Origin of the sequence: Bacteroides sp. Marseille-P3684 (assembly GCF_900291465.1) — a bacterium.
Taxonomy (GTDB): Bacteria; Bacteroidota; Bacteroidia; order Bacteroidales; family Bacteroidaceae; genus Phocaeicola_A.
This window is the reverse complement of the sequence record NZ_LT985808.1, coordinates 2,809,939-2,828,938: the sequence shown is the minus strand read 5'-3', so window position 1 is coordinate 2,828,938 and position 19,000 is coordinate 2,809,939. Positions and strand designations below refer to the sequence as shown.

The window sequence follows — 19,000 nt, the reverse complement described above, 5'->3', positions numbered from 1 at the left end:
GAAAATCAGTGGGGATAACCATACAGCTTTGCGATTCTGAAGAGGAAGAATTTTTTGTCTACGACTCCATGCAGATTCGCCCTGAAAAGTTTGATTTTGGCGTTGAATGATTCGGCTGCCGCATTTGATGAGCGTTTGTTGTAGAAGTTCAGGATTTCGTCATAATGCTCATAGAATGTCGAGGCAATGACATTGAACTGCTTCATTCTTGAATCATCGACTTTGTTGTACCATTTGGCCATGCTCAACCGCGCTGCATCTTTGATGGTGTTCTTTGAGAATATCATTCTTAATGAGTGGGACAGACCATAAGCCATTTTGATGTCAGGATACTCCTCGAAGAGGATTTTAGCCCTTTCCTTTTGTCTTTCCGTCCATTTGTCTGCTGATTTGAACAGAAGGTAACGGCTTCTGATGAGCAATTCCGGACGCGTGTCTCCATTGGAAAAGCGGAACGGCACATAGGGCTTGCCGGTTTGTTTGCACTCTTCCATTTCTTCATTGCTTTGCTGCAAGGCGTCCCAACGGTGCGCCACACGGATTTCCTGCACGGCATCACAAGCCAGTTTCTGGATGTGGAAACGGTCAATCACTCTTTGAGCCTTCGGAAATGCGACAGAAACAATCTTGCGCATTGAATCGGAAAGGTCAAGGGTCACTTCCTCCACTTTCATGCGTTCTTCCTCGTCTATCAACTTCAGCACCTGTATCACGTCTTCCGATTTCGTGCCGGAAACGACCGCCACCAGACTTCCTTCACCTGTATGCCGGTCACGGTTGGTGACAAACGTATACAGCTCCCCATTGGACAGGGAAGACTCGTCTATGGCAAGATGCCGGCCTATGTTTTCGGGAAACAACAGCCATGAATCGGCATGGTCTAGCTGGTCCCAGTCGTGGAAGCCGCTTAGCGTTTCCTTGTACTGTTTCTCAAAGGTATGTGCATTTATGTGGTAGAATGTTTCAAGCGTACGGCAGGTCACAGGGGATGTCTCCATACGTTTCTTTTAAAAAAGCCCCGAACTCCTTGGAGTAACGGGTTCCTTTGCAGGCTATGTCAAGGCTGATTGGAAGGCTGAAACTCTTGCCTGTACGCAGGTCGGTCCACCTGCGACGGCGTATGACCAGTATGACCTTATGGTCGCGTATCGGGAAATCGGTTACATTCACAGCCTCCATGAAGCCTTTGGATGCAAAATTGGCATCTGATGACAATCCCGCATTCATTAACTCGTCGAGATAAATATGAATCTCTGTCCGACTCTGTTGCACACCTGCTATCTCAAAATGATCCAGTATTTCTGAAGGCAGCACGATACGCGCAAGCACTTCCAATTGATTCTTTTCCATAAGGCAAAGGTCGGAATTCCTCTGGATATTGGAAAACTAATCCCCACTGATTTTCTACTGCTCCTAAAAGCCCCCAAAAACGCCCCAAAACGGAACATATTTTAATATTACGCAACAAAAAAAGGAGCTATCTTTTTAGATAACTCCTTCATTCTTACCTTGTAGCGCCTACGGGAATCGAACCCGTGTTCCATGCGTGAGAGGCATGTGTCCTAGCCGCTAGACGAAAGCGCCTTATATATGTCGCGGAAGCTGGGGGATTCGAACCCCCGGTACGGGAAATCCGTACGGCAGTTTAGCAAACTGCTGGTTTCAGCCACTCACCCAAACTTCCTTCCCGCGTCGTTCTTGCGAGAGGTTCCTGGCGGACTCGAACCGCCGTGGACGGTTTTGCAGACCGCTACCTAGCCACTCGGTCAAGGAACCATCTTGGTTGCTGCTTTTTGTAAACCTTGTTTCCTTGGTTTTGCGGTTGCAAAGGTAGTACAAATTTTTATATCTCCAACTATTCGCAGCAACTTTTTTTGCTTCCTCCTTGATTTTTTTCGCAAGTACGGCGTTTCTCTTGCAGCTTTTGATGGAGCTCACAGCCTGTAGGGCAATTGGCGCAGGGGTCTCCATTGCACCCTACGCTTTTGAAACTCCGATAGATACGTACTCCAATCCAAAGAAGGCATCCGATGCCGACCAGGATAACGATGATGTCCTGATAGTCCATAGTGTTCTTTCGTTTTTACATGAATAAAAGTCCTATCCGGTAAACAAGGAAGGCGACAATCCATGCCAATGCCGTGGTATAGATGGTCGTGAATAGCGGCCACTTCCAGCTACCGGTTTCTCCCTTGATGGCTGCAACTACAGCAATACAGGGGAAGTAAAGCAGGGTGAAGAGCATGTAGCAAAAGGCAACCAGCGGGGTGATGGGAAGCCGTTTGGCGAGTTCTACACTCTCGATGTCGCCATTGTCGGCATAAAGTACTCCCAGCGTACTTACCACAAGCTCTTTTGCGCCGGCACCGGTCAACAGGCCTATACCCATCTTCCAGTCAAATCCTAAAGGCTCGATGACAGGCTCTATCGCTTTGCCGATTTGTCCGATGTAGGAGTTCTCCTGCTGGATGGCTTCAGTGGGATAGGCGTCATGGTTGGGGTAATAGCCCAGGAACCAGATGATGATGGAGGCAATCATGATGATCCCTCCCATCTTTTTCAGATACAGGCGTCCTTTCTCCCAGGTGTGCCGCAAAATGGATTTGCTGGTTGGCATACGGTAGGGAGGGAGTTCCATGACAAACGGGGTGTCATCTCCCTTTACAAGGAAACGGCTGAACAGACGTGCCAGCAGGATGGCAAGCAGAATACCCGTTGCATAGAGCGTCAGCAGTATCAGGCTGCCTTGTTTCGGGAAGAAAGCGCCGATAAGTACCAGGTAGATGGGCAGACGCGCACTGCATGACATCAGCGGCGTGACAAGCATGGTGACAAGGCGCGCCTTGCGGTTCTCAATCGTACGTGAGGCCATGATGGCGGGTACGTTGCATCCGAAGCCCATGATGAGGGGGATGAACGATTTCCCATGCAACCCCATTTTATGCATCAGCTTATCCATGATGAATGCCGCGCGTGCCATGTAGCCCGAGTCTTCCATGATGGATATGAACAGGTACAGGATGAGGATGTTGGGCAGGAAGACGATGACACCGCCCACACCGCCGATGATGCCGTCGACAATCATGTCTTTCAGCGGTCCCTCGGGCATGTAATTGCGGACGAGCGTACCGATTTGTTCCACCAGCCATTCGATGCCCTGCATCGGGTAGTCACCCAGTACATAGGTTCCTTCAAAGATGACAAAGAGCAGGAGGAAGAAGAAGGGAAAGCCCCAGATGCGATGAGTGACAATCGAGTCGATGACCTTTGTCATTTGCTCTTTCTGCAAATGGTTGTCGGTGAACGTCTCGCGTAAGGCTCCTTCGATGAAGCCATATTTGGCGTCGGCCAACGCCGCCTCGCTGTCCTCGTTGAGTGTCTCCTTGATACGCTTTTCTGCTCTGTCGCGTGTCTGGAGGATTTCCTCACCGTTGGGCAGTTGACGGACGATTCCTTCGACCTGGCTGTCGTTCTCCAGCAGCTTGATGGCGAGGAAGCGGGTCGAGTATTTGTAACGTATGTCTTCGTTCCGGGAGATGGCTTTCTTCACCTCATCGATGTTCATCTCCAGCTCCGGACCATGATTGATGTGTATGTGCCGGTAGGAATGGCGTTCTTTGGGATTGCCGTTTTCATAGTTTTGGGTAAAGTCCGCCATGTGGTCCTCATATCCGGAGGGTACATCCGTCTTGTGCCAGTCCTGCAGCTCCTGGAGGATTTGCGGATTGATTTCCCCGTTCTTGTCGAGGAAGTCACCTCCTTCGTAGATATTGATTACGACATGAAACAGGTGGTCGATGCCTTTGTTGGTACGGCACACGGTGGGGACCATCGGGACGCCGAGCATTTTGCCCAGCATGCGGTAGTCGAGCTTGTTGCCGCTGGCTTCCAGTTCGTCAAACATGTTCAGGGCGATGACCATACGCACGTTCATGTCAATGAGCTGGGTCGTCAGGTAGAGGTTGCGTTCCAGGTTGGATGCATCCACGACGTTGATGATGACATCCGGGGTCTGTTCGATGATGTGCTTCCGTACATACATCTCTTCGGGCGTGTAGGCAGAGAGGGAATAGGTGCCCGGGAGGTCGACGATGCGGAACTTGTAGCCTTGGAACTCGAAGAATCCTTCCTTGGCGTCTACCGTCACACCGCTGTAGTTTCCCACATGTTCGTGTGCCCCGGACGCGATGTTGAACAGGGAGGTCTTCCCGCAATTGGGATTGCCCACCAGCGCAACGTTGATGGTACGCCGTTTGTCCCGTGCGACATCCTTCACCTGTTCGATGGGGATTTCCTCGGCGATGCCTTCCTTATATTCGGTATGGATGAGTTGTTTGGCTTCTTCTTCGCTGACGATTTCAATCATGGATGCCTCCTGGCGTCTCAAGGAAATCTCATAGCCAAGAATGCGATATTTGATGGGGTCCTTCAAGGGAGCATTCAGGATGACTTCCACGGTGTTGCCTTTGATAAAGCCCATTTCCACGATTCGTTTGCGGAAACCTCCGTGTCCAAGCACCTTTACGATGACTCCCTTTTCTCCGGTGTTGAGTTCTGATAGTCGCATATAAGTGTGTTTGTAAGTTTGTGCCTGCAAAGATATTTTATTCTCATCAGACTGCAAACTTATTTAGAATGTTTTTAAATAAGCCGTGCTCGTCCCATCGCTTTGTCCCGGAGACGCTGCCATCCTGCCTGGATTTGACTATTTTTGCAGCATGTTTACGAAAAGAATAGCTGACTATATTGCTGCCGGCCGTCTGTTAGCGGCTGATGTGCCGGTAATTGTGGCATTGAGTGGCGGGGCTGATTCGGTGGCGCTGCTCTGTGTGCTCCGGGAACTGGGGTATGCCTTGCATGCGGTGCATTGCAATTTCCATTTGCGAGGGGCGGAGTCCGACCGGGATGAAGCGTTTGTGCGTGATTTGTGTGAACGCCTTCTTGTGCCGTTGTCTGTTGAACATTTTCAGACTGAAGCGTACGCGCGGGAGCATAAGCTTTCCATCGAAATGGCTGCACGGGAATTGCGTTATGAGGCTTTTGAACGCATTCGCCGGGAGTGTGGAGCCGGGGAGATTGCGGTGGCACATCACCGGGATGACAGTGTGGAGACTTTGTTGCTTAATCTGATTCGCGGTACGGGCATCAACGGACTGAAGGGGATTCGTCCGCGCAACGGTCATGTCGTGCGTCCGCTGTTGGCAGTCTCCCGTCGGGAGATTGAACGCTATTTGCAGGAGAGGGGACAGGACTATGTGACCGACAGCACCAATCTGCACGACGACTTTACGCGCAACAAGATACGGCTCCACCTCCTTCCGCTGATGGAACAGCTCAACCCCTCGGTGCGCGAAGGACTGGCTGCTACCGCGGAACGGCTGGCAGATGTGGCAGTCCTATATAATAAGGTAATGGCGGAGGAACAGCAACGAGTGGCTGAGCGACTGCCCGATGGGGGCATACGCATCCGGCAGGCAGCCTTATGCGCCAGTGAGGCACCCAAGAGCCTGCTCTATGAATTGCTGTCGCCTTACGGATTCCGCCCGGCACAACTGGAAGCCATTTACGCTTCGGCAACGTCGGTTCCGGGACGCCGGTTCCGCTCGCTCACCCACGAGGTCGTGGTGGATAGGGACTGTTGGTTGCTTTATCCACTGACGGAAGGGGAGTGGGGATGCCTGGAGATAGCTTCGGCTGAAGGGAGTGTCCCGTTGCCTGACGGGATGGGACGGGTGTCTTGGAGCATGATACCCGGAGGAGCGGACGTCGACATACCCCGTGGAAGGGAGTTTGCCTGTCTGGATGCCGACAAGCTGACGTTCCCGTTGACCCTGCGCCGTGTCGCCCGTGGGGACTGGTTCATACCTTTCGGGATGAAGGGGAAGAAGCTCCTGAGCGACTACATGACGGACCGCAAGTTCCCGCTGAACCGCAAGGAACGTCAGTGGCTCTTATGGGACGGAGACCGTGTCGCCTGGGTCGTGGGGGAACGTATCGACAACCGTTTCCGGGTGGACGAGCATACACGGAAGATATTAAGGCTGCATTATGAAGGAGTCTGACAAACAGAGACGCCGCAGAGCTGGATGGTTCTGCGGCGTCTCTGTTCAGATGCTTTGCGCTTACTCAAAAGCGGTAGCCCAAGGTGAACACGGCACGGTTGTCGGCGTGCGTGACTTTCGTCAGCGGGTCAGCCTGCTCGAATATCATGTTCGAATAGGGATAGAAGTCGGCTTTCTGGTGCGTATAGACGTATGCCATGTCTGCATAGAACCCTCCGAAGCGGAGTCCCAAGCCGAGGCTCAGGCTGTGGGCATCGTAGTTGTTCATATAGTCGATGTCCGTCTCGATGGCTGTCGGAGCATCGTACTTGTAGGCAAGCTCTTTGTACAGGGCACTGGTATAACCATAGCCGGCGCGCAGGCTGATGTCGTCAAAGATGCGTCCCTCTACGCCAATGCGGAAGGAGTGGACTCCCTTCAGGTCCTCGGATACCAGCTGGTTGGAGTAGTCCAGGTCATAGCCGTTCGGGTCGGTGAACTTCGCCTTGCTGTAGTCGGCGTATTCATATTCCGCATCAAGCGCGACGTTCTGACCGAAAGTGTAGGCGGCGCTGAGGTTGAACTTCCACGGGGTGCGCAGGCTGTAGTCATACCAGTCGGTGAAACCGGTGCTGCTGTTCCAGTCCTGCCCCTGATAGTCTTGCATGCCCATGGCTGCCGCATAGCACTGGCTCAGGTTATACCAGATGGGGGTATGTACGGCGAGGCCGATACGCAGGGGCGAATATTCCATCGGACGGAAGATGAGTCCCAACTTGATGTCAAAGCCTGAGCCTTCCAGGCTGTATTGGTTCTCCAGGGTCATCAGCGGACTTTCGTCCGGCAGCTTGTCACTGAACAGCCTTTCGTAGTAGTAGGAGTAGCGGTCGAAGTCGAGGTCGTAGACGCCCAGGGTAACTCCCAGGTATACGCGGTCCTTGATGTTCAGTGCCAGGTTGAAGTCATAGGCATTGATGCCGCCCCTGTTCTCACTGTGGAAGCCGATGTAGTCGGCACCCCATGTGTCAAAGTCCTTGTTGTCCGCCCCCGGGGAGACGTAGCCCGTCTCACCCGCCAGGATGCTGAGCCAGCTGTAATTGGTGTCTGCCAACGGATTGTTGCTGTTCAACACGTTGTCGAAGTCCTCCGGCGTGTTCCCTGCCGCCTGCAGGTTGGCTCTGATGTTATGTGAATAGGAGTCGCCGCTGGGCATGGGACCTATCATGTCGAAGTCGGAATTGAAGTTCTTCACCTTCCGGTAGTTGAAGCCGAAATTCAGGAAACGGATGGCAGTGCGGTTTCCCACCTTGCTGGAATAGACGAAGCCTATCTGGTCAAAGGAGAACTTCGAGTGCTTCGTGTCGGTACTTTCTCCGTTGAATTCAGCCTTTGCCGTCGGTTGGAACCAGCCCAATGAGAAGGCGACGTCGTTGCTCCGGTACAGTCCGATACCTGCCGGGTTTGTCGCAAGGGTCGACAGGTCTGCCCCCAGGGCGCTCATGGCACCGCCCATGCCCATGAAGCGGGCAGTACCGTTCAGTTGGTTTTCCATCAGCAGACCGGCGTTGTAGGAAGTCTGCGCCTGTGTCGTCAGCGACAGACCTCCCAGGCAGGCCAGTAGAGAGAGTTTATAGATACTTTTCATAGAGAATACTCCTAGGTTAGTTGATTCATTTAAACAATACATTCACACACACTGTCGTTTTATCGGCGTCCTCTCGAACCGCCTCCGCCACCTACGCTCGGTCGTCTTGCCGGACGGTTGGCAGGGGTGGAGCGGCGCTCGAAGTTGCTGCGTTGGATGGACGGACGCTCCATGCGCGTCGGGCGTTCACGGTCCACGTTGCGTGTGCGGGTGCTGCTCGGACGGTCATAGTCCATGCTCCGCGGACGGTTGACGTTCGGGCGCGTGTAGGTGGAGTTGCCGCGCACACCGTCGTTGTTCACATTCGGACGTGTGGGACGTACCACCCGTCCCGTGGCCGAGGGCCGTTGGTTGATGTTCGGACGCGTATAGTTCCCGTAACCGTTTCTTGACGGACGCACCGTGTTACGCGGACGGTAAGAGCCGGAGATGTAGTTGGGATTGCGTCGCACGGTCAACGAGGGACGTGCAGGGGCATACGACGGATGGAAGTGCGGACGCGGATGATGCCATCCCCAGTACGGACCGCCCCAATATCCTCCCCATGCATAACGGGGACCGTACCAGTAACTGTATCTCCATGAGGGCCAGGGGTCATAGCGCCAGTTCCACCACAGCGGGTTGGAGAAGGTCGGGAAGACGTAGGCATACAGCCCGTCGTCGTAGACATTCCAGTCCCACGACGGGAAGAGTGCCGTCCCATAGACCACGTCCCAATAGAGCGGGCTACTCACCGGAATGGCATAAGCCGGATTGCGGAAGCGTATCAGGCGTACCGCGTATTCATAGTCATCCTGCGAGCCCTGGAACTCGCCGACCCATCCGCCCGGCAGGTCACTGTCGGCACGCTCGTCAATGTAGAGGGTGTCGTCCTGGATGGAGAAGTCATTTTTTCCTGTTACATATTCACGTCGGTTGTATTCGTCGATGTCGCGTGTGCGTCCGGTGTAGTCACGGACGACAACCGTACCCACGCCGTTGCCCTTCTTCTGGGTGGCGTTCAGTACGTCACCTGCCGACTTGGCCGTCACCTTTTCGGTTTTCTTGTCATCCTTCTGCTTCTTGGGCACAAAGTAGACGTCGTCGCCGGGGCTTTGCGCCATCGCCAGGCATGGCAGCAGCGCCATTATCCAAATAAGCCATCCAATCTTTTTCATAGCGTCAGTCTCCTTTCTTTATTAATGGTCCTGTTTTTTCTGATGCAAAGATAAAAAGCTTTGGACAATCGGACGGGGGATTTTCCCTAATTGTTCGTAGGGATTTCCCCCTATCGTTCGTATCTTTGCTCCCGTTTAACCCATTAACTATTATTTGACAGCTATGAAATATCTAGAAGTGACCTTCCATACCCATCCTTGCACGGAGACCGTCAACGACGTGCTTTCGGCACTTTGCGGCGAGATAGGATTTGAGAGTTTTGTTGACATTGACGGCGGTGTTCAGGCCTACGTCCAGGCTTCACTCTTCGATGAGGATGCACTGAAGGACGTCCTGTCTTCGTTCCCGGTCGAGGGGGCATCCATCCGTTACGAGGTAAAGGAAATGGAAGACAAGAACTGGAACGAGGAGTGGGAGAAGCATTTCTTCCGTCCCATCGTCATCGGTGACCGCTGTGTCATCCACAGCACCTTCCATCAGGATGTACCGTCGGCAGAATACGACATCGTCATCAATCCGCAGATGGCCTTCGGGACCGGACATCATGAGACGACCAGCCTGATTCTCGAGGAGCTGCTCGACACGGACCTGAAGGGCAAGTCGGTACTGGACATGGGATGCGGCACATCCATCCTTGCCATCCTTGCTGCCAAGCGGGGGGCCGGTCCGCTGACGGCAATAGATATAGACGACTGGTGCGTGAACAACTCCCGCGACAACATCGCGCTGAATCACGTGGAGGGCATTACGGTCGAACTGGGGGATGCCTCGTTGCTGGAGGGACGCGCCCCGTTCGACGTCATTATCGCCAATATCAACCGCAACATCCTGTTGGCTGACATGGAGCGCTATGCGGCGTGCATGCATCCGGGTTCCCTCATTTTCATGAGCGGATTCTACGTGGAGGACGTTCCCGCTATCCGTGCGGAAGGCGAGCGGTTGGGGATGGAGTTTGTCCATTGCAAGGAGAAGCACAACTGGGCTGCCGTGAAGCTGTGCATGAAGTAAGCTGACGGCACGGCGCATACGGGGCATGTGCCCGGGGAGAGTCACCTGAAGACAGGGGAGGAGTGCGGTACATGCCGGGCTTATACGGACCAAAGTATAATACTTAGGGGGTCTAAGTATAATACTTAGGCAGGCTAAGTATAATACTTTGGTCTGTCTATCCCCGGGGCTTATCGCATACATGCCGGGGAGGGAGCTTGCTCCTGCCGTGGTCTTCTTCCGCTTCAGGTACTTTCCGCAAAAAATAAAAACACAGAGACACGAAGACCGGGAATCTGTTCGGTAATGCTCCGATGCGATTCCTGAATCTTCGTGTCTCTGTGCTTTTATCAGTCCGGGTGGGCTGTTAGCCTCCCGGCATTAGGTCAAAATTCATGTGCCGCGGTCTGAACCACTTCTCCCAGGGTGGGGTGGGCGTGGATGATGGCCTTCAGGTCATCGACCGTAGCCCGGCGGTTCATCAGGGCGCAGACTTCCTGCACCAGGTCTGCCGCGTGTGCTCCGAAGAGGTGGCATCCCAGGATGTGCCCTTCGGCATCGGCAAGCAGTTTGCAAAGTCCGTCGGGTTCATTCATGCTGACGGCTTTGCCGTTGGCGCGGAAGAAGGCTTTCTTTGCCGTGAAAGCGATGCCTTGCGCCTTGCACTGCTCTTCCGTCAGTCCGACCATGGCGGCTTCGGGGGAAGTGAAGACGGCTGCCGGGACGATGTCGAGACGGATGTCGTCCGCTTCTCCGAGGATGTGGTTCAACGCACGCATCCCCTGGAAGGTGGCTGCATGAGCCAGCATGCAGCGTCCGTTGACATCGCCGATGGCATAGATATGAGGCACGTTCGTCTGCATGTTCTCATTCACTTCAATCCCCTTGGGCGTGAAAGCGATACCGACGTCCTCCAGGTTGAGTGCACCGACGTTGGCGGCACGTCCTACAGCCAGCAGGACAGTGTCGGCTTCACAGGTCTTGATGTTCCCTTTCACCTCGTAGTTGACGGCCAGTACGCCCCCTTCCCGTTGCTCCACCGACTTGACGCCAGCCTGGTTGATGATTTCAATCCCCTTCCTGGAGAGGGACTGCTTCAGGCGTTTGGCAATGTCGGTATCGAAGTTGGGGAGAATCTCTTTCATGAATTCCACGACGGTGACCTGGCTTCCGAAGCTGTTGAAGATAGAGGCGAACTCCAGTCCGATGACTCCGGCACCGATGACACACAGTCGTTGCGGGACATGGTCGATGTCAAGCATCTCCTTCGAAGTCAGGACACCGGGAAGGTGGAGCCCTTCGATGGGGAGGTACTTGGTGACGGAGCCTGTCGCGATGATGATGTGTCCGGCCTGATACAGCTCCTCGCCGACCTTGACGGTATGTGCATCCTGGAAGCTTGCCTTTCCGTAGACCAAGTGGATGTTCTTGTGCTTCAGGAGCGTCTCCACACCGGTCTGCAGGCAGCACACCACCTGGTTCTTGCGCTCCATGACCCGGTTGAAATCGAGGGTGTAGGAGCATTGCATGATGCCGAAGGTCTCTGCATCCTTCAGGTCATCCATGACAGCCGCGTTCCGGCAAAGTGCCTTGGTCGGGATGCAGCCTTCGTTCAGGCAGGTGCCGCCGACCTTGGCAGCTTCGACGATGGTGACGGTCTTTCCTTTCTTGGCGGCGGCTACGGCAGTCTCATATCCTCCCGGGCCGGCACCGATAATCAATATGTCACTTGTAATCATAGGCAGGGTGTGGGGTTATTGAGCCAGGTCGCGGTAACGCAAGATGGGGTGTTTGGCAGCATTGGTCTCGTCCAACCGGCGTACCGGGGTGTGGTGGGGCGCAGTCTTCACTTCCTCCGGACATTCGATGGCTTCGCGTGCGACCTTGCGCATCACGTCGATGAACTCGTCGAGTGTTTCCAGTGATTCCGTTTCCGTCGGTTCAATCATGATGGACTGGTGGAACAGGAGCGGGAAGTAGATGGTCGGTGCATGGTAGCCATAGTCGAGCAGCCGCTTGGCGACATCGAGCGTCGTGACGCCCGTCGATTTGTCCAGCAGGCCGTCGAACACGAACTCGTGTTTGCAGATGCCTTCGATGGGGAGGTAGTAGCAGTCCTTCAGTGACTCCTTGATGTAGTTGGCGTTCAGGGTTGCCAGCGGACCGACATACTTGATGTATTCCTTACCCAGGGACAGGATGTAGGTGTAGGCGCGCATCATGACGCCGAAGTTGCCGATGAAGCCGGAGACGCGTCCCAACGAGTCAGCCGGGTGGCTCAGATAGAACGTGCCGTCATCTGCCTTGCATACCCGTGGGCTGGGGAGGTAGTCTACCAGCGCCTTGGCTACACCGACAGGTCCTGCGCCGGGACCGCCACCGCCATGAGGGGTAGAGAAGGTCTTGTGCAGGTTGATGTGCATGATGTCAAAGCCCATGTCGCCCGGACGGCATTTGCCCAGCAAGGGGTTCAGGTTGGCACCGTCGTAGTAGAGGAGTCCGCCACAGGCATGCACCAGTTCGGCGATTTCAAGGATATCGCTTTCGAACAGTCCCAGGGTGTTGGGGTTGGTCATCATGATGCCGGCGATGGTGTCGTCGAGCAGCGGTTTGAGGTGTTCGACGTCGATGCGTCCGTCAGGTTTGGATTTCACCTCCACGACATTCAGTCCGCAGACGGCGGCACTTGCGGGGTTCGTGCCGTGGGCACTGTCGGGTACAATGACTTTGGTACGTTTCAGATCGCCCCTTTTGAGATGGTATTGGCGCATGACCATCAGTCCCGTCAGCTCGCCATGGGCGCCGGCATAAGGGTTGAGGGTAAATTCAGCCAATCCGGAAATCTCTGCCAGGGCATGTGCCAGGTTGTAATAGACTTCCAGTGCCCCCTGTGCGGTTGCGGCAGGCTGGAGCGGATGCAGGTTGGCAAAAGCCGGCTGGCCGGCCATCTCCTCGTTGATTTTCGGATTGTACTTCATCGTACAGCTGCCCAACGGATAGAAGCCGGTGTCGACACCGAAGTTCTTGTTGGATATGTTGGTATAGTGGCGGACCACGTCAAACTCGCTGACTTCAGGGAGTTCGGGTGCCTGCTGCCGTTTGAGTCCTTCCGGCAGGGAAGCGAGCGTGTATTCTTTCAAGCGGTTCTCCGGGAGAGTATAGCCCTTACGTCCCTCCTTGGAGAGTTCGAATATCAGTTTATCGTAATATTTCATAGCTTTATATCTCCTTTATGATGGCAACTAGTTTATCAATCTCTTCTTTCGTACGTTTCTCTGTGACACAGAAGGAAAGGCAGTCTTTGTCGACTTCGATTCCGCCGAAGATGCCTTGCTCCAGCAACTTCTGCTGTACGGTCTCTGCCGGAACCAGTGAACGCAGCGTAAATTCCTTCAGGAACGGCTGCTTGAACAGTTCTTCAAACTTACCGGTGGCAAGGAGCTGGTCGTGGAGATAGTGGGCACCGCTGTAGGACAGTTCGTTGACTTCGCGCAGTCCCTGTTTGCCCATGAGTGCCATGTAGATGGTGACATACAGAGCCATCAATGACTGGTTGGAGCAGATGTTGCTGTTGGCCTTTTCCCGACGGATGTGTTGCTCACGTGCCTGAAGGGTGAGGACAAAAGCGCGTTTGCCGTCCACGTCGGTGGTTGCTCCGGCAATACGTCCGGGGAGTTTGCGTACGAGGTCTTTCACGCACGACAGGTATCCGACGTAAGGACCGCCGTAGTTGAGCGGCATGCCCAGTGACTGTCCGTCGCCGCAGGCAATGTCTGCTCCCCATTCTGCCGGAGATTTCAAGACGGCAAGTGCTGACGGGTCGGCCTGTATGATGAACAGTCCTTTCTTTGCATGGATGGCGTCCGCATATCCGCTGAAGTCTTCGATGATGCCATACTTGTTGGGATAGCTGACGATGACGCCTGCCACATCGCCTGCTTCGAGTTTCCGTTCCATGTCTGCCTTGTCGGTTACGCCGTCAGTAGCTTGGATTTGTTCCAGTTCAATGCCGCGGAATTTGGCGTAAGTGCTGACCACTTCGAGCGTGTTGGGCTGTACGGTTGATGAAATCAGGATACGGTTCTTCTTCTTTCCGGCAGCTATTGCCATGAACATGGCTTCGGCAGTAGCCGTCGTTCCGTCGTACATGGAGGCATTGGTGCATTCCAGTCCGGTCAGTTCGGAAATCATGCTCTGGAACTCGAAGATATATTGCAGGGTGCCCTGGGAGATTTCAGGCTGATAGGGGGTGTAGGCGGTGAAGAACTCCGAGCGCGACAGAAGCTGTGCGATGACCGAGGGGGCATAATGGTCGTAAGCGCCGGCGCCGGCAAAGATGGTCAGTTGTTGGTTCTTCTTCCCCAATTGTTGGAAGAAGGTTCTGATTTCAGTCTCTGAAAGGGAGGACGGCAGGTCATAATCCTTTTTCAAAATCACGCTCTCGGGGACATCGGCATACAATTCGTCCAATGACTGTATCCCGATGCGCTCCAGCATGTGGCAGATGTCGGCCTCCGTATGTGGAAAGTATTTATAGTTCATGGTATAACAGGTTTTGAGGGGCACACAGGCGCGGACGGGTCTGTTCCTGCCTGTGTGTCCGGTTAATTACTTATTCTTTGCAGATGTCTTCGTAGGCTTTGGCATCCATCAGGGCATCCAGTTCGGCTGTGTCGGACAGTTCGACCTTGACGATCCAGTTCTCGAACGCATCTTTGTTGAGCAGTTCCGGTTCGTCGTTCAGGCTTTCATTCACCTCAACCACTTTACCGCTGACAGGGGCGATGAGGTCGCTGGCAGCCTTGACGCTTTCCACGGCTCCAAATTCAGAGTCCTTTTCAATCTCGTCGTCTACATCGGGCATATCCACATAGACAATGTTGCCCAAGGCATTTTGTGCATAGTCGGTGATACCTATATAACCAAAGTTGCCTTCCACTTTGACCCATTCATGTGATTCTGAGTAATACAGACCTTCAATAACTTTGCTCATTTTGTTGTGTTTTTAAGATTAATATTGGAAAAAGGATTATTATTTCTTGTAGTTCTTCTGATAGAAGCGTTTCTTGCAGACGGTCCCTTTGAAGACCTTTTTGCGGATGCGGACGTCCACTTCAGTGCCCAAGGCGGCATACTGGCTGTCGATGAGTGCCATGCAGACGCTTTTCCCGGTGGAGATGGATTGGTAGCCGGTCGTCACGTAGCCGATGCGTACTCCATCGATTTCAATGTCGTATCCATTGCGCGGAACTGCTTTCTCGTGCAGTTCGATGCCTACCACCTTCTGTGCAATGCCATGCTCCTTTTGGTGAGCAATTGCCTCTTTGCCGATGAATTCCGGCTTGTCCATTTTGACAAACGAGCCTAATCCGGCTTCGATGGGCGTAATCTCCGGACTCAGTTCATGCCCGTAGAGGGGAAGCGCTACCTCGAAGCGCAAGGTGTCCCGGCAGCCCAGGCCGCAGGGTGCCACTTCCTTGGAGCCTACAAGGATATCCCATACCTTATTTATATAGGCGTCGTCGCTGTAGATTTCGAAGCCGTCTTCTCCAGTGTAGCCTGTGCGGCTGACAATGACGTGGTGTCCGTCAATATCCAGTTCCTTGAAGGTATAGAATTCCAGGTCGGATACGGTGATGTGCAGATGCTTTTCGATGAGTGCTTCAGCCTGTGGTCCCTGTACGGCCACTTCCGCATAGTTGTCTGAGAGGTTCTCTACTTTGGCATCAAAGCCCTTGCTGTTTTCCTGCATCCATGCGAAGTCCTTATCGATGTTGGCTGCATTGATGACCAGAAAGAATTCCTCAGCTCCCTTTTTGTAGACCAGCAAATCGTCCACGACACCGCCGTTGGGGTAGAGCATCATGCCATAGAGCACCTTGCCAACCGGCATCTCCCGTACGTCGTTCGTGAACAAGTGTCCCACGAGTCGTTCGGCTTCAGGACCGCTGATGAGCACTTCCCCCATGTGTGATACATCGAAGATGCCACAGGCATGGCGAACGGCATTATGCTCTTCAATGATGGAAGTATATTGGATGGGCATGTCAAAGCCTCCGAACGGACTCATCTGAGCCCCCAGTGCGATGTGCTTGTCATACAAGCACGTTCTTTTCAAATTAGTTTCCATGGTATGCATATTTTTGATGTTTATTTGTCTTCTTTGAAAAGGATGTTCAACAGCTGTTCAGTGTCCAGGTTCAACACGATGCTGCCGACATTGACAGACTCCAGTGCATGCCGGAAGTCCTCTTCCTTATAGGGAAGTCCGGTCAGTGGTTTCAGCAGTCCGTTGTCCAAGTCTCCTGTCAGGAAGTAATCTCCCAGCAGGTTGATCTTTTTCACGATGCCATTCTTGATTTCCATGCGTATTTCCAGTTCTCCGGCAGCGGGTGTTTTGCCCCGTTTGACAAGGGTATAGCGTGGATTGTTGCCATAGATGAATTCATCGGTGAGATATTCCGCTTCGATTTGCTTGATGATGGCGACATCGTCTTCAGACAGTTGGATGGTGCTTTCGCACAGCTGCTCACGGACAAACTGCTTGAACTCTTCAATACCGATGTCGGTATGTTCGGAAAGGTTGGTTACCCGTTGTCGGGCAGACTCGACCCCCTTGCTGATCAGCTTCTTGTTGGAAGGGGTGATGGCCCGTACCAGGTGTTCCATATCGGTATTGAACAACATGGTCCCGTGCACGATGCTTTTCCCGGGCAGGTGGTAGAATGCATTTCCCGAAACTTTTCTTCCGTTTATCAGGATGTCGTTTCTGCCCGATGCTTCAGCCGGTATGCCCAGTTTACGTAGTACGAATGCCACCAGACGGAGATAACGGTCGAATGTGAAGTTGACATTCTGTGCTCTTGCCACGTAAGAGAACATGATGTTGTCCGGGTCCGCGTACACACAACCTCCGCCGCTCTTCCGACGATAGGTCTGGATCCCGTGGGTGCGGCAATAGTCAAGGTTTACTTCATTTTCAATAAGTTGATTCCTGCCAAAAATCACAGTCGGAGCAACTTGCCACATGAAGAAGCATTCGTCTTCATCCAGATTGCGGGCAACAAACTCCTCCATCGCCAGATAGAAAGGAAGGCGGTGGGTGATATTGTGAGGCAGACTGATATATTTCATAGGTCATTCATTGATTTTACGCTTCAAATATAGATATTATTTTTTGATACATGCTATGTTTCTAGCAAATTGTTTGGGACAGGCTTAAGATAGTTTATGAATTACACCTTTCTTATATACAAAATGACAGGTGTCCCCCGTTATTGTCACCAATGACCTCCTTGTTGCGTGGCTTTTGGGCATGGCTACCGGATGGAGGAAAGCTGAAAAAATACTTCTTGGCTTGGGGAAATCCATTTTTTCGGTAAATTCGCGGCCTAAACCAAAAACTTAAGAGAAAAACATGAAGTCGGACATTGAAATAGCTCGCAGTATTGAGCTTCGGAAAATCAAGGAGGTCGCTCGGGAAAACGGAATGCCTGTAGACCTGGTGGAACACTATGGACGTCATATCGCCAAGGTATCGACGGCAGCGATAGATGAAGAGAAGGTGAAGCAGCATCATCTGATTCTGGTCACAGCCATTACACCGACCAAAGCCGGTATTGGAAAGACGACCGTTTCCATTGGCCTGGCATTGGGACTGAACCGGATCGGGAAGCGGGCAATCGTCGCCTTGCGTGAACCTTCGCTGGGTCCTTGTTTTGGAATGAAAGGCGGAGCTGCCGGAGGCGGTTACGCACAGGTACTGCCGATGGAGAAGATCAATCTGCACTTTACCGGTGACTTTCATGCAATCACCTCGGCGCATAACATGATTTCGGCTTTGCTGGATAACTATCTTTATCAGAATCAGGATAATGGTTTTGGATTGAAAGAAGTACTTTGGAAAAGGGTCCTGGATGTGAATGACCGTTCGCTGCGTTACATTGTGACAGGACTGGGACCGAAGACGAATGGCATTACGCAGGAATCCGGCTTTGACATTACTGCCGCTTCGGAGATTATGGCCATCCTGTGTCTGGCTACGGACCTGGAGGACTTGCGCCGCCGTGTCGAAAATATCCTGTTGGGAATCACCTTGGATGGTAAGCCTTTTACGGTGAAGGACCTGGGAGTGGCAGGGGCAATTACCGTCTTGCTGCGGGATGCCTTGCAACCCAATCTGGTTCAGACGACCGAGCATACACCGGCGTTTGTACATGGAGGTCCTTTTGCAAATATCGCTCATGGTTGCAATTCGGTCCTGGCAACCAAGATGGCATTGACCTACGGTGAGTATGCCATTACGGAAGCTGGTTTCGGGGCCGATCTGGGTGCTGAAAAGTTCTATGACATCAAGTGTCGCAAGGCAGGTCTTCAGCCTAAGCTGACAGTGATTGTGGCGACCGCACAGGGATTGAAGATGCATGGAGGCATCAGCCTGGATAGGATTAAGGAACCCAGCCTGGAGGGCATCAAGGCCGGACTTGCCAACCTGGACAAGCACATACGTAACCTGCATGCCTTCGGGCAGACTGTCGTGGTTGCATTCAATAAATATGCCAACGATACGGAGGAAGAGATTGACTATGTGCGCAGACATTGCGAGCAGAAGCTGGGAGTAGGATTTGCGGTGAACAATGCTTTTGCCGAAGGGGGAGAAGGAGCCATGGAGCTGGCACGGCTGGTGGTGAAGACTATTGAAGAGAATCCTTCCCGCCCATTGCGTTATGCGTATGAAAATGAAGACAGTGTTGAGGACAAGATTTCGAAGGTCGCTTGCGGACTGTACGGCGCCAGCATGATTACTTACAGTGGAACGGCCCGGAAGAAGCTGAAGAAGGTTGCTGAATTAGGTCTCGCTCATTTCCCGATTTGCATAGCCAAGACACAATATTCGTTCTCTACCGATCCGAAAATCTACGGTGCCGTGGACAACTTTGAGTTTCACGTGCAGGACATTGTGTTCAACCGAGGAGCGGAGATGCTGGTAGTAATTGCCGGAGAGATTCTGCGCATGCCCGGGTTGCCCAAGGAACCGCAAGCTTTACATATTGACATCGTAAACGGAGAGATTGAAGGGTTGTCTTAACTAAATAATGCTTAATACCTGAAAGAATGCAGAGCTTTATTGATAATTTGTCAATGATTGTTTTACCTTTGCGTCAGTGAA

At 52.9% G+C, this 19,000-nt stretch carries 13 protein-coding genes, 3 tRNA genes and 2 pseudogenes; 3 read left to right on the top strand and 15 right to left on the bottom strand.

What is annotated here, in order from left to right:
• Nucleotides 1-5: 5 nt before the first annotated feature.
• The 7 genes and pseudogenes from C8275_RS11170 to C8275_RS14990 all read right to left on the bottom strand — a co-directional run.
• A complete protein-coding gene (locus C8275_RS11170) occupies nt 6-998 on the bottom strand; it encodes a transposase (RefSeq protein ID WP_199881879.1) in 993 nt (330 codons plus the stop codon).
• A complete protein-coding gene (locus C8275_RS11165; RefSeq protein ID WP_106484096.1) occupies nt 964-1,350 on the bottom strand; it encodes a hypothetical protein in 387 nt (128 codons plus the stop codon). The genes C8275_RS11170 and C8275_RS11165 overlap by 35 nt, the downstream gene beginning before the upstream one ends.
• Before the next feature lie 162 nt (nt 1,351-1,512).
• A tRNA-Glu gene (locus tag C8275_RS11160) sits at nt 1,513-1,584 on the bottom strand.
• A 12-nt stretch (nt 1,585-1,596) separates the two neighbouring features.
• Nucleotides 1,597-1,684: transfer RNA gene (locus tag C8275_RS11155), tRNA-Ser, on the bottom strand.
• A 21-nt stretch (nt 1,685-1,705) separates the two neighbouring features.
• A tRNA-Cys gene (locus C8275_RS11150) sits at nt 1,706-1,776 on the bottom strand.
• A 307-nt stretch (nt 1,777-2,083) separates the two neighbouring features.
• Nucleotides 2,084-4,264: pseudogene (feoB, locus tag C8275_RS11140) on the bottom strand (ferrous iron transport protein B); the annotation flags it as partial.
• Nucleotides 4,265-4,335: 71 nt separating this feature from the next.
• A pseudogene (locus C8275_RS14990) lies at nt 4,336-4,567 on the bottom strand (ferrous iron transport protein A); the annotation flags it as partial.
• 151 nt (nt 4,568-4,718) lie between these two features.
• On the opposite strand from C8275_RS14990, the gene tilS reads away from it, so the two are divergent.
• Entirely contained in the window at nt 4,719-6,062 is a 1,344-nt protein-coding gene (gene tilS, locus C8275_RS11135; protein WP_106625819.1) for a tRNA lysidine(34) synthetase TilS, read from the top strand.
• 64 nt (nt 6,063-6,126) lie between these two features.
• Here the strand turns inward: tilS and C8275_RS11130 are convergent, their stop codons facing one another.
• On the bottom strand, nt 6,127-7,686 hold the full coding sequence (locus C8275_RS11130; protein WP_106485149.1) for an OmpP1/FadL family transporter: 1,560 nt from the start codon (nt 7,684-7,686) through the stop codon (nt 6,127-6,129).
• Nucleotides 7,687-7,745: 59 nt separating this feature from the next.
• Nucleotides 7,746-8,843 carry a hypothetical protein gene (locus C8275_RS11125; RefSeq protein WP_157948256.1) on the bottom strand — a complete coding sequence of 366 codons (1,098 nt, stop codon included), beginning with the start codon at nt 8,841-8,843 and terminating at the stop codon, nt 7,746-7,748.
• Nucleotides 8,844-9,006: 163 nt separating this feature from the next.
• Between C8275_RS11125 and prmA the strand changes: the two genes are divergently transcribed.
• The gene (gene prmA, locus C8275_RS11120) at nt 9,007-9,852 is read left to right on the top strand and encodes a 50S ribosomal protein L11 methyltransferase (RefSeq protein WP_022385847.1); all 846 of its coding nucleotides are present in this window, start codon (nt 9,007-9,009) and stop codon (nt 9,850-9,852) included.
• Between the two features lie 365 nt (nt 9,853-10,217).
• Here the strand turns inward: prmA and lpdA are convergent, their stop codons facing one another.
• The 6 genes from lpdA to C8275_RS11090 all read right to left on the bottom strand — a co-directional run bounded on the left by lpdA (nt 10,218) and on the right by C8275_RS11090 (nt 16,965).
• Nucleotides 10,218-11,570 carry a dihydrolipoyl dehydrogenase gene (gene lpdA / locus C8275_RS11115; RefSeq protein ID WP_106485147.1) on the bottom strand — a complete coding sequence of 451 codons (1,353 nt, stop codon included), beginning with the start codon at nt 11,568-11,570 and terminating at the stop codon, nt 10,218-10,220.
• Nucleotides 11,571-11,585: 15 nt separating this feature from the next.
• Nucleotides 11,586-13,046, bottom strand: a complete 1,461-nt coding sequence (gene gcvPB / locus C8275_RS11110) for an aminomethyl-transferring glycine dehydrogenase subunit GcvPB (protein WP_106485146.1) — start codon at nt 13,044-13,046, stop codon at nt 11,586-11,588.
• Nucleotides 13,047-13,050: 4 nt separating this feature from the next.
• The gene (gene gcvPA, locus C8275_RS11105) at nt 13,051-14,373 is read right to left on the bottom strand and encodes an aminomethyl-transferring glycine dehydrogenase subunit GcvPA (RefSeq protein ID WP_022385850.1); all 1,323 of its coding nucleotides are present in this window, start codon (nt 14,371-14,373) and stop codon (nt 13,051-13,053) included.
• Nucleotides 14,374-14,443: 70 nt separating this feature from the next.
• Complete coding sequence (gene gcvH / locus C8275_RS11100; RefSeq protein ID WP_022385851.1) at nt 14,444-14,824, bottom strand: glycine cleavage system protein GcvH; 381 nt, start codon at nt 14,822-14,824, stop codon at nt 14,444-14,446.
• 39 nt (nt 14,825-14,863) lie between these two features.
• Nucleotides 14,864-15,961 carry a glycine cleavage system aminomethyltransferase GcvT gene (gcvT, locus tag C8275_RS11095; protein ID WP_106625818.1) on the bottom strand — a complete coding sequence of 366 codons (1,098 nt, stop codon included), beginning with the start codon at nt 15,959-15,961 and terminating at the stop codon, nt 14,864-14,866.
• 20 nt (nt 15,962-15,981) lie between these two features.
• Nucleotides 15,982-16,965, bottom strand: a complete 984-nt coding sequence (locus C8275_RS11090) for a lipoate--protein ligase (RefSeq protein WP_106485145.1) — start codon at nt 16,963-16,965, stop codon at nt 15,982-15,984.
• Between the two features lie 283 nt (nt 16,966-17,248).
• Between C8275_RS11090 and C8275_RS11085 the strand changes: the two genes are divergently transcribed.
• On the top strand, nt 17,249-18,919 hold the full coding sequence (locus C8275_RS11085) for a formate--tetrahydrofolate ligase (protein ID WP_106485144.1): 1,671 nt from the start codon (nt 17,249-17,251) through the stop codon (nt 18,917-18,919).
• Nucleotides 18,920-19,000 lie beyond the last annotated feature (81 nt).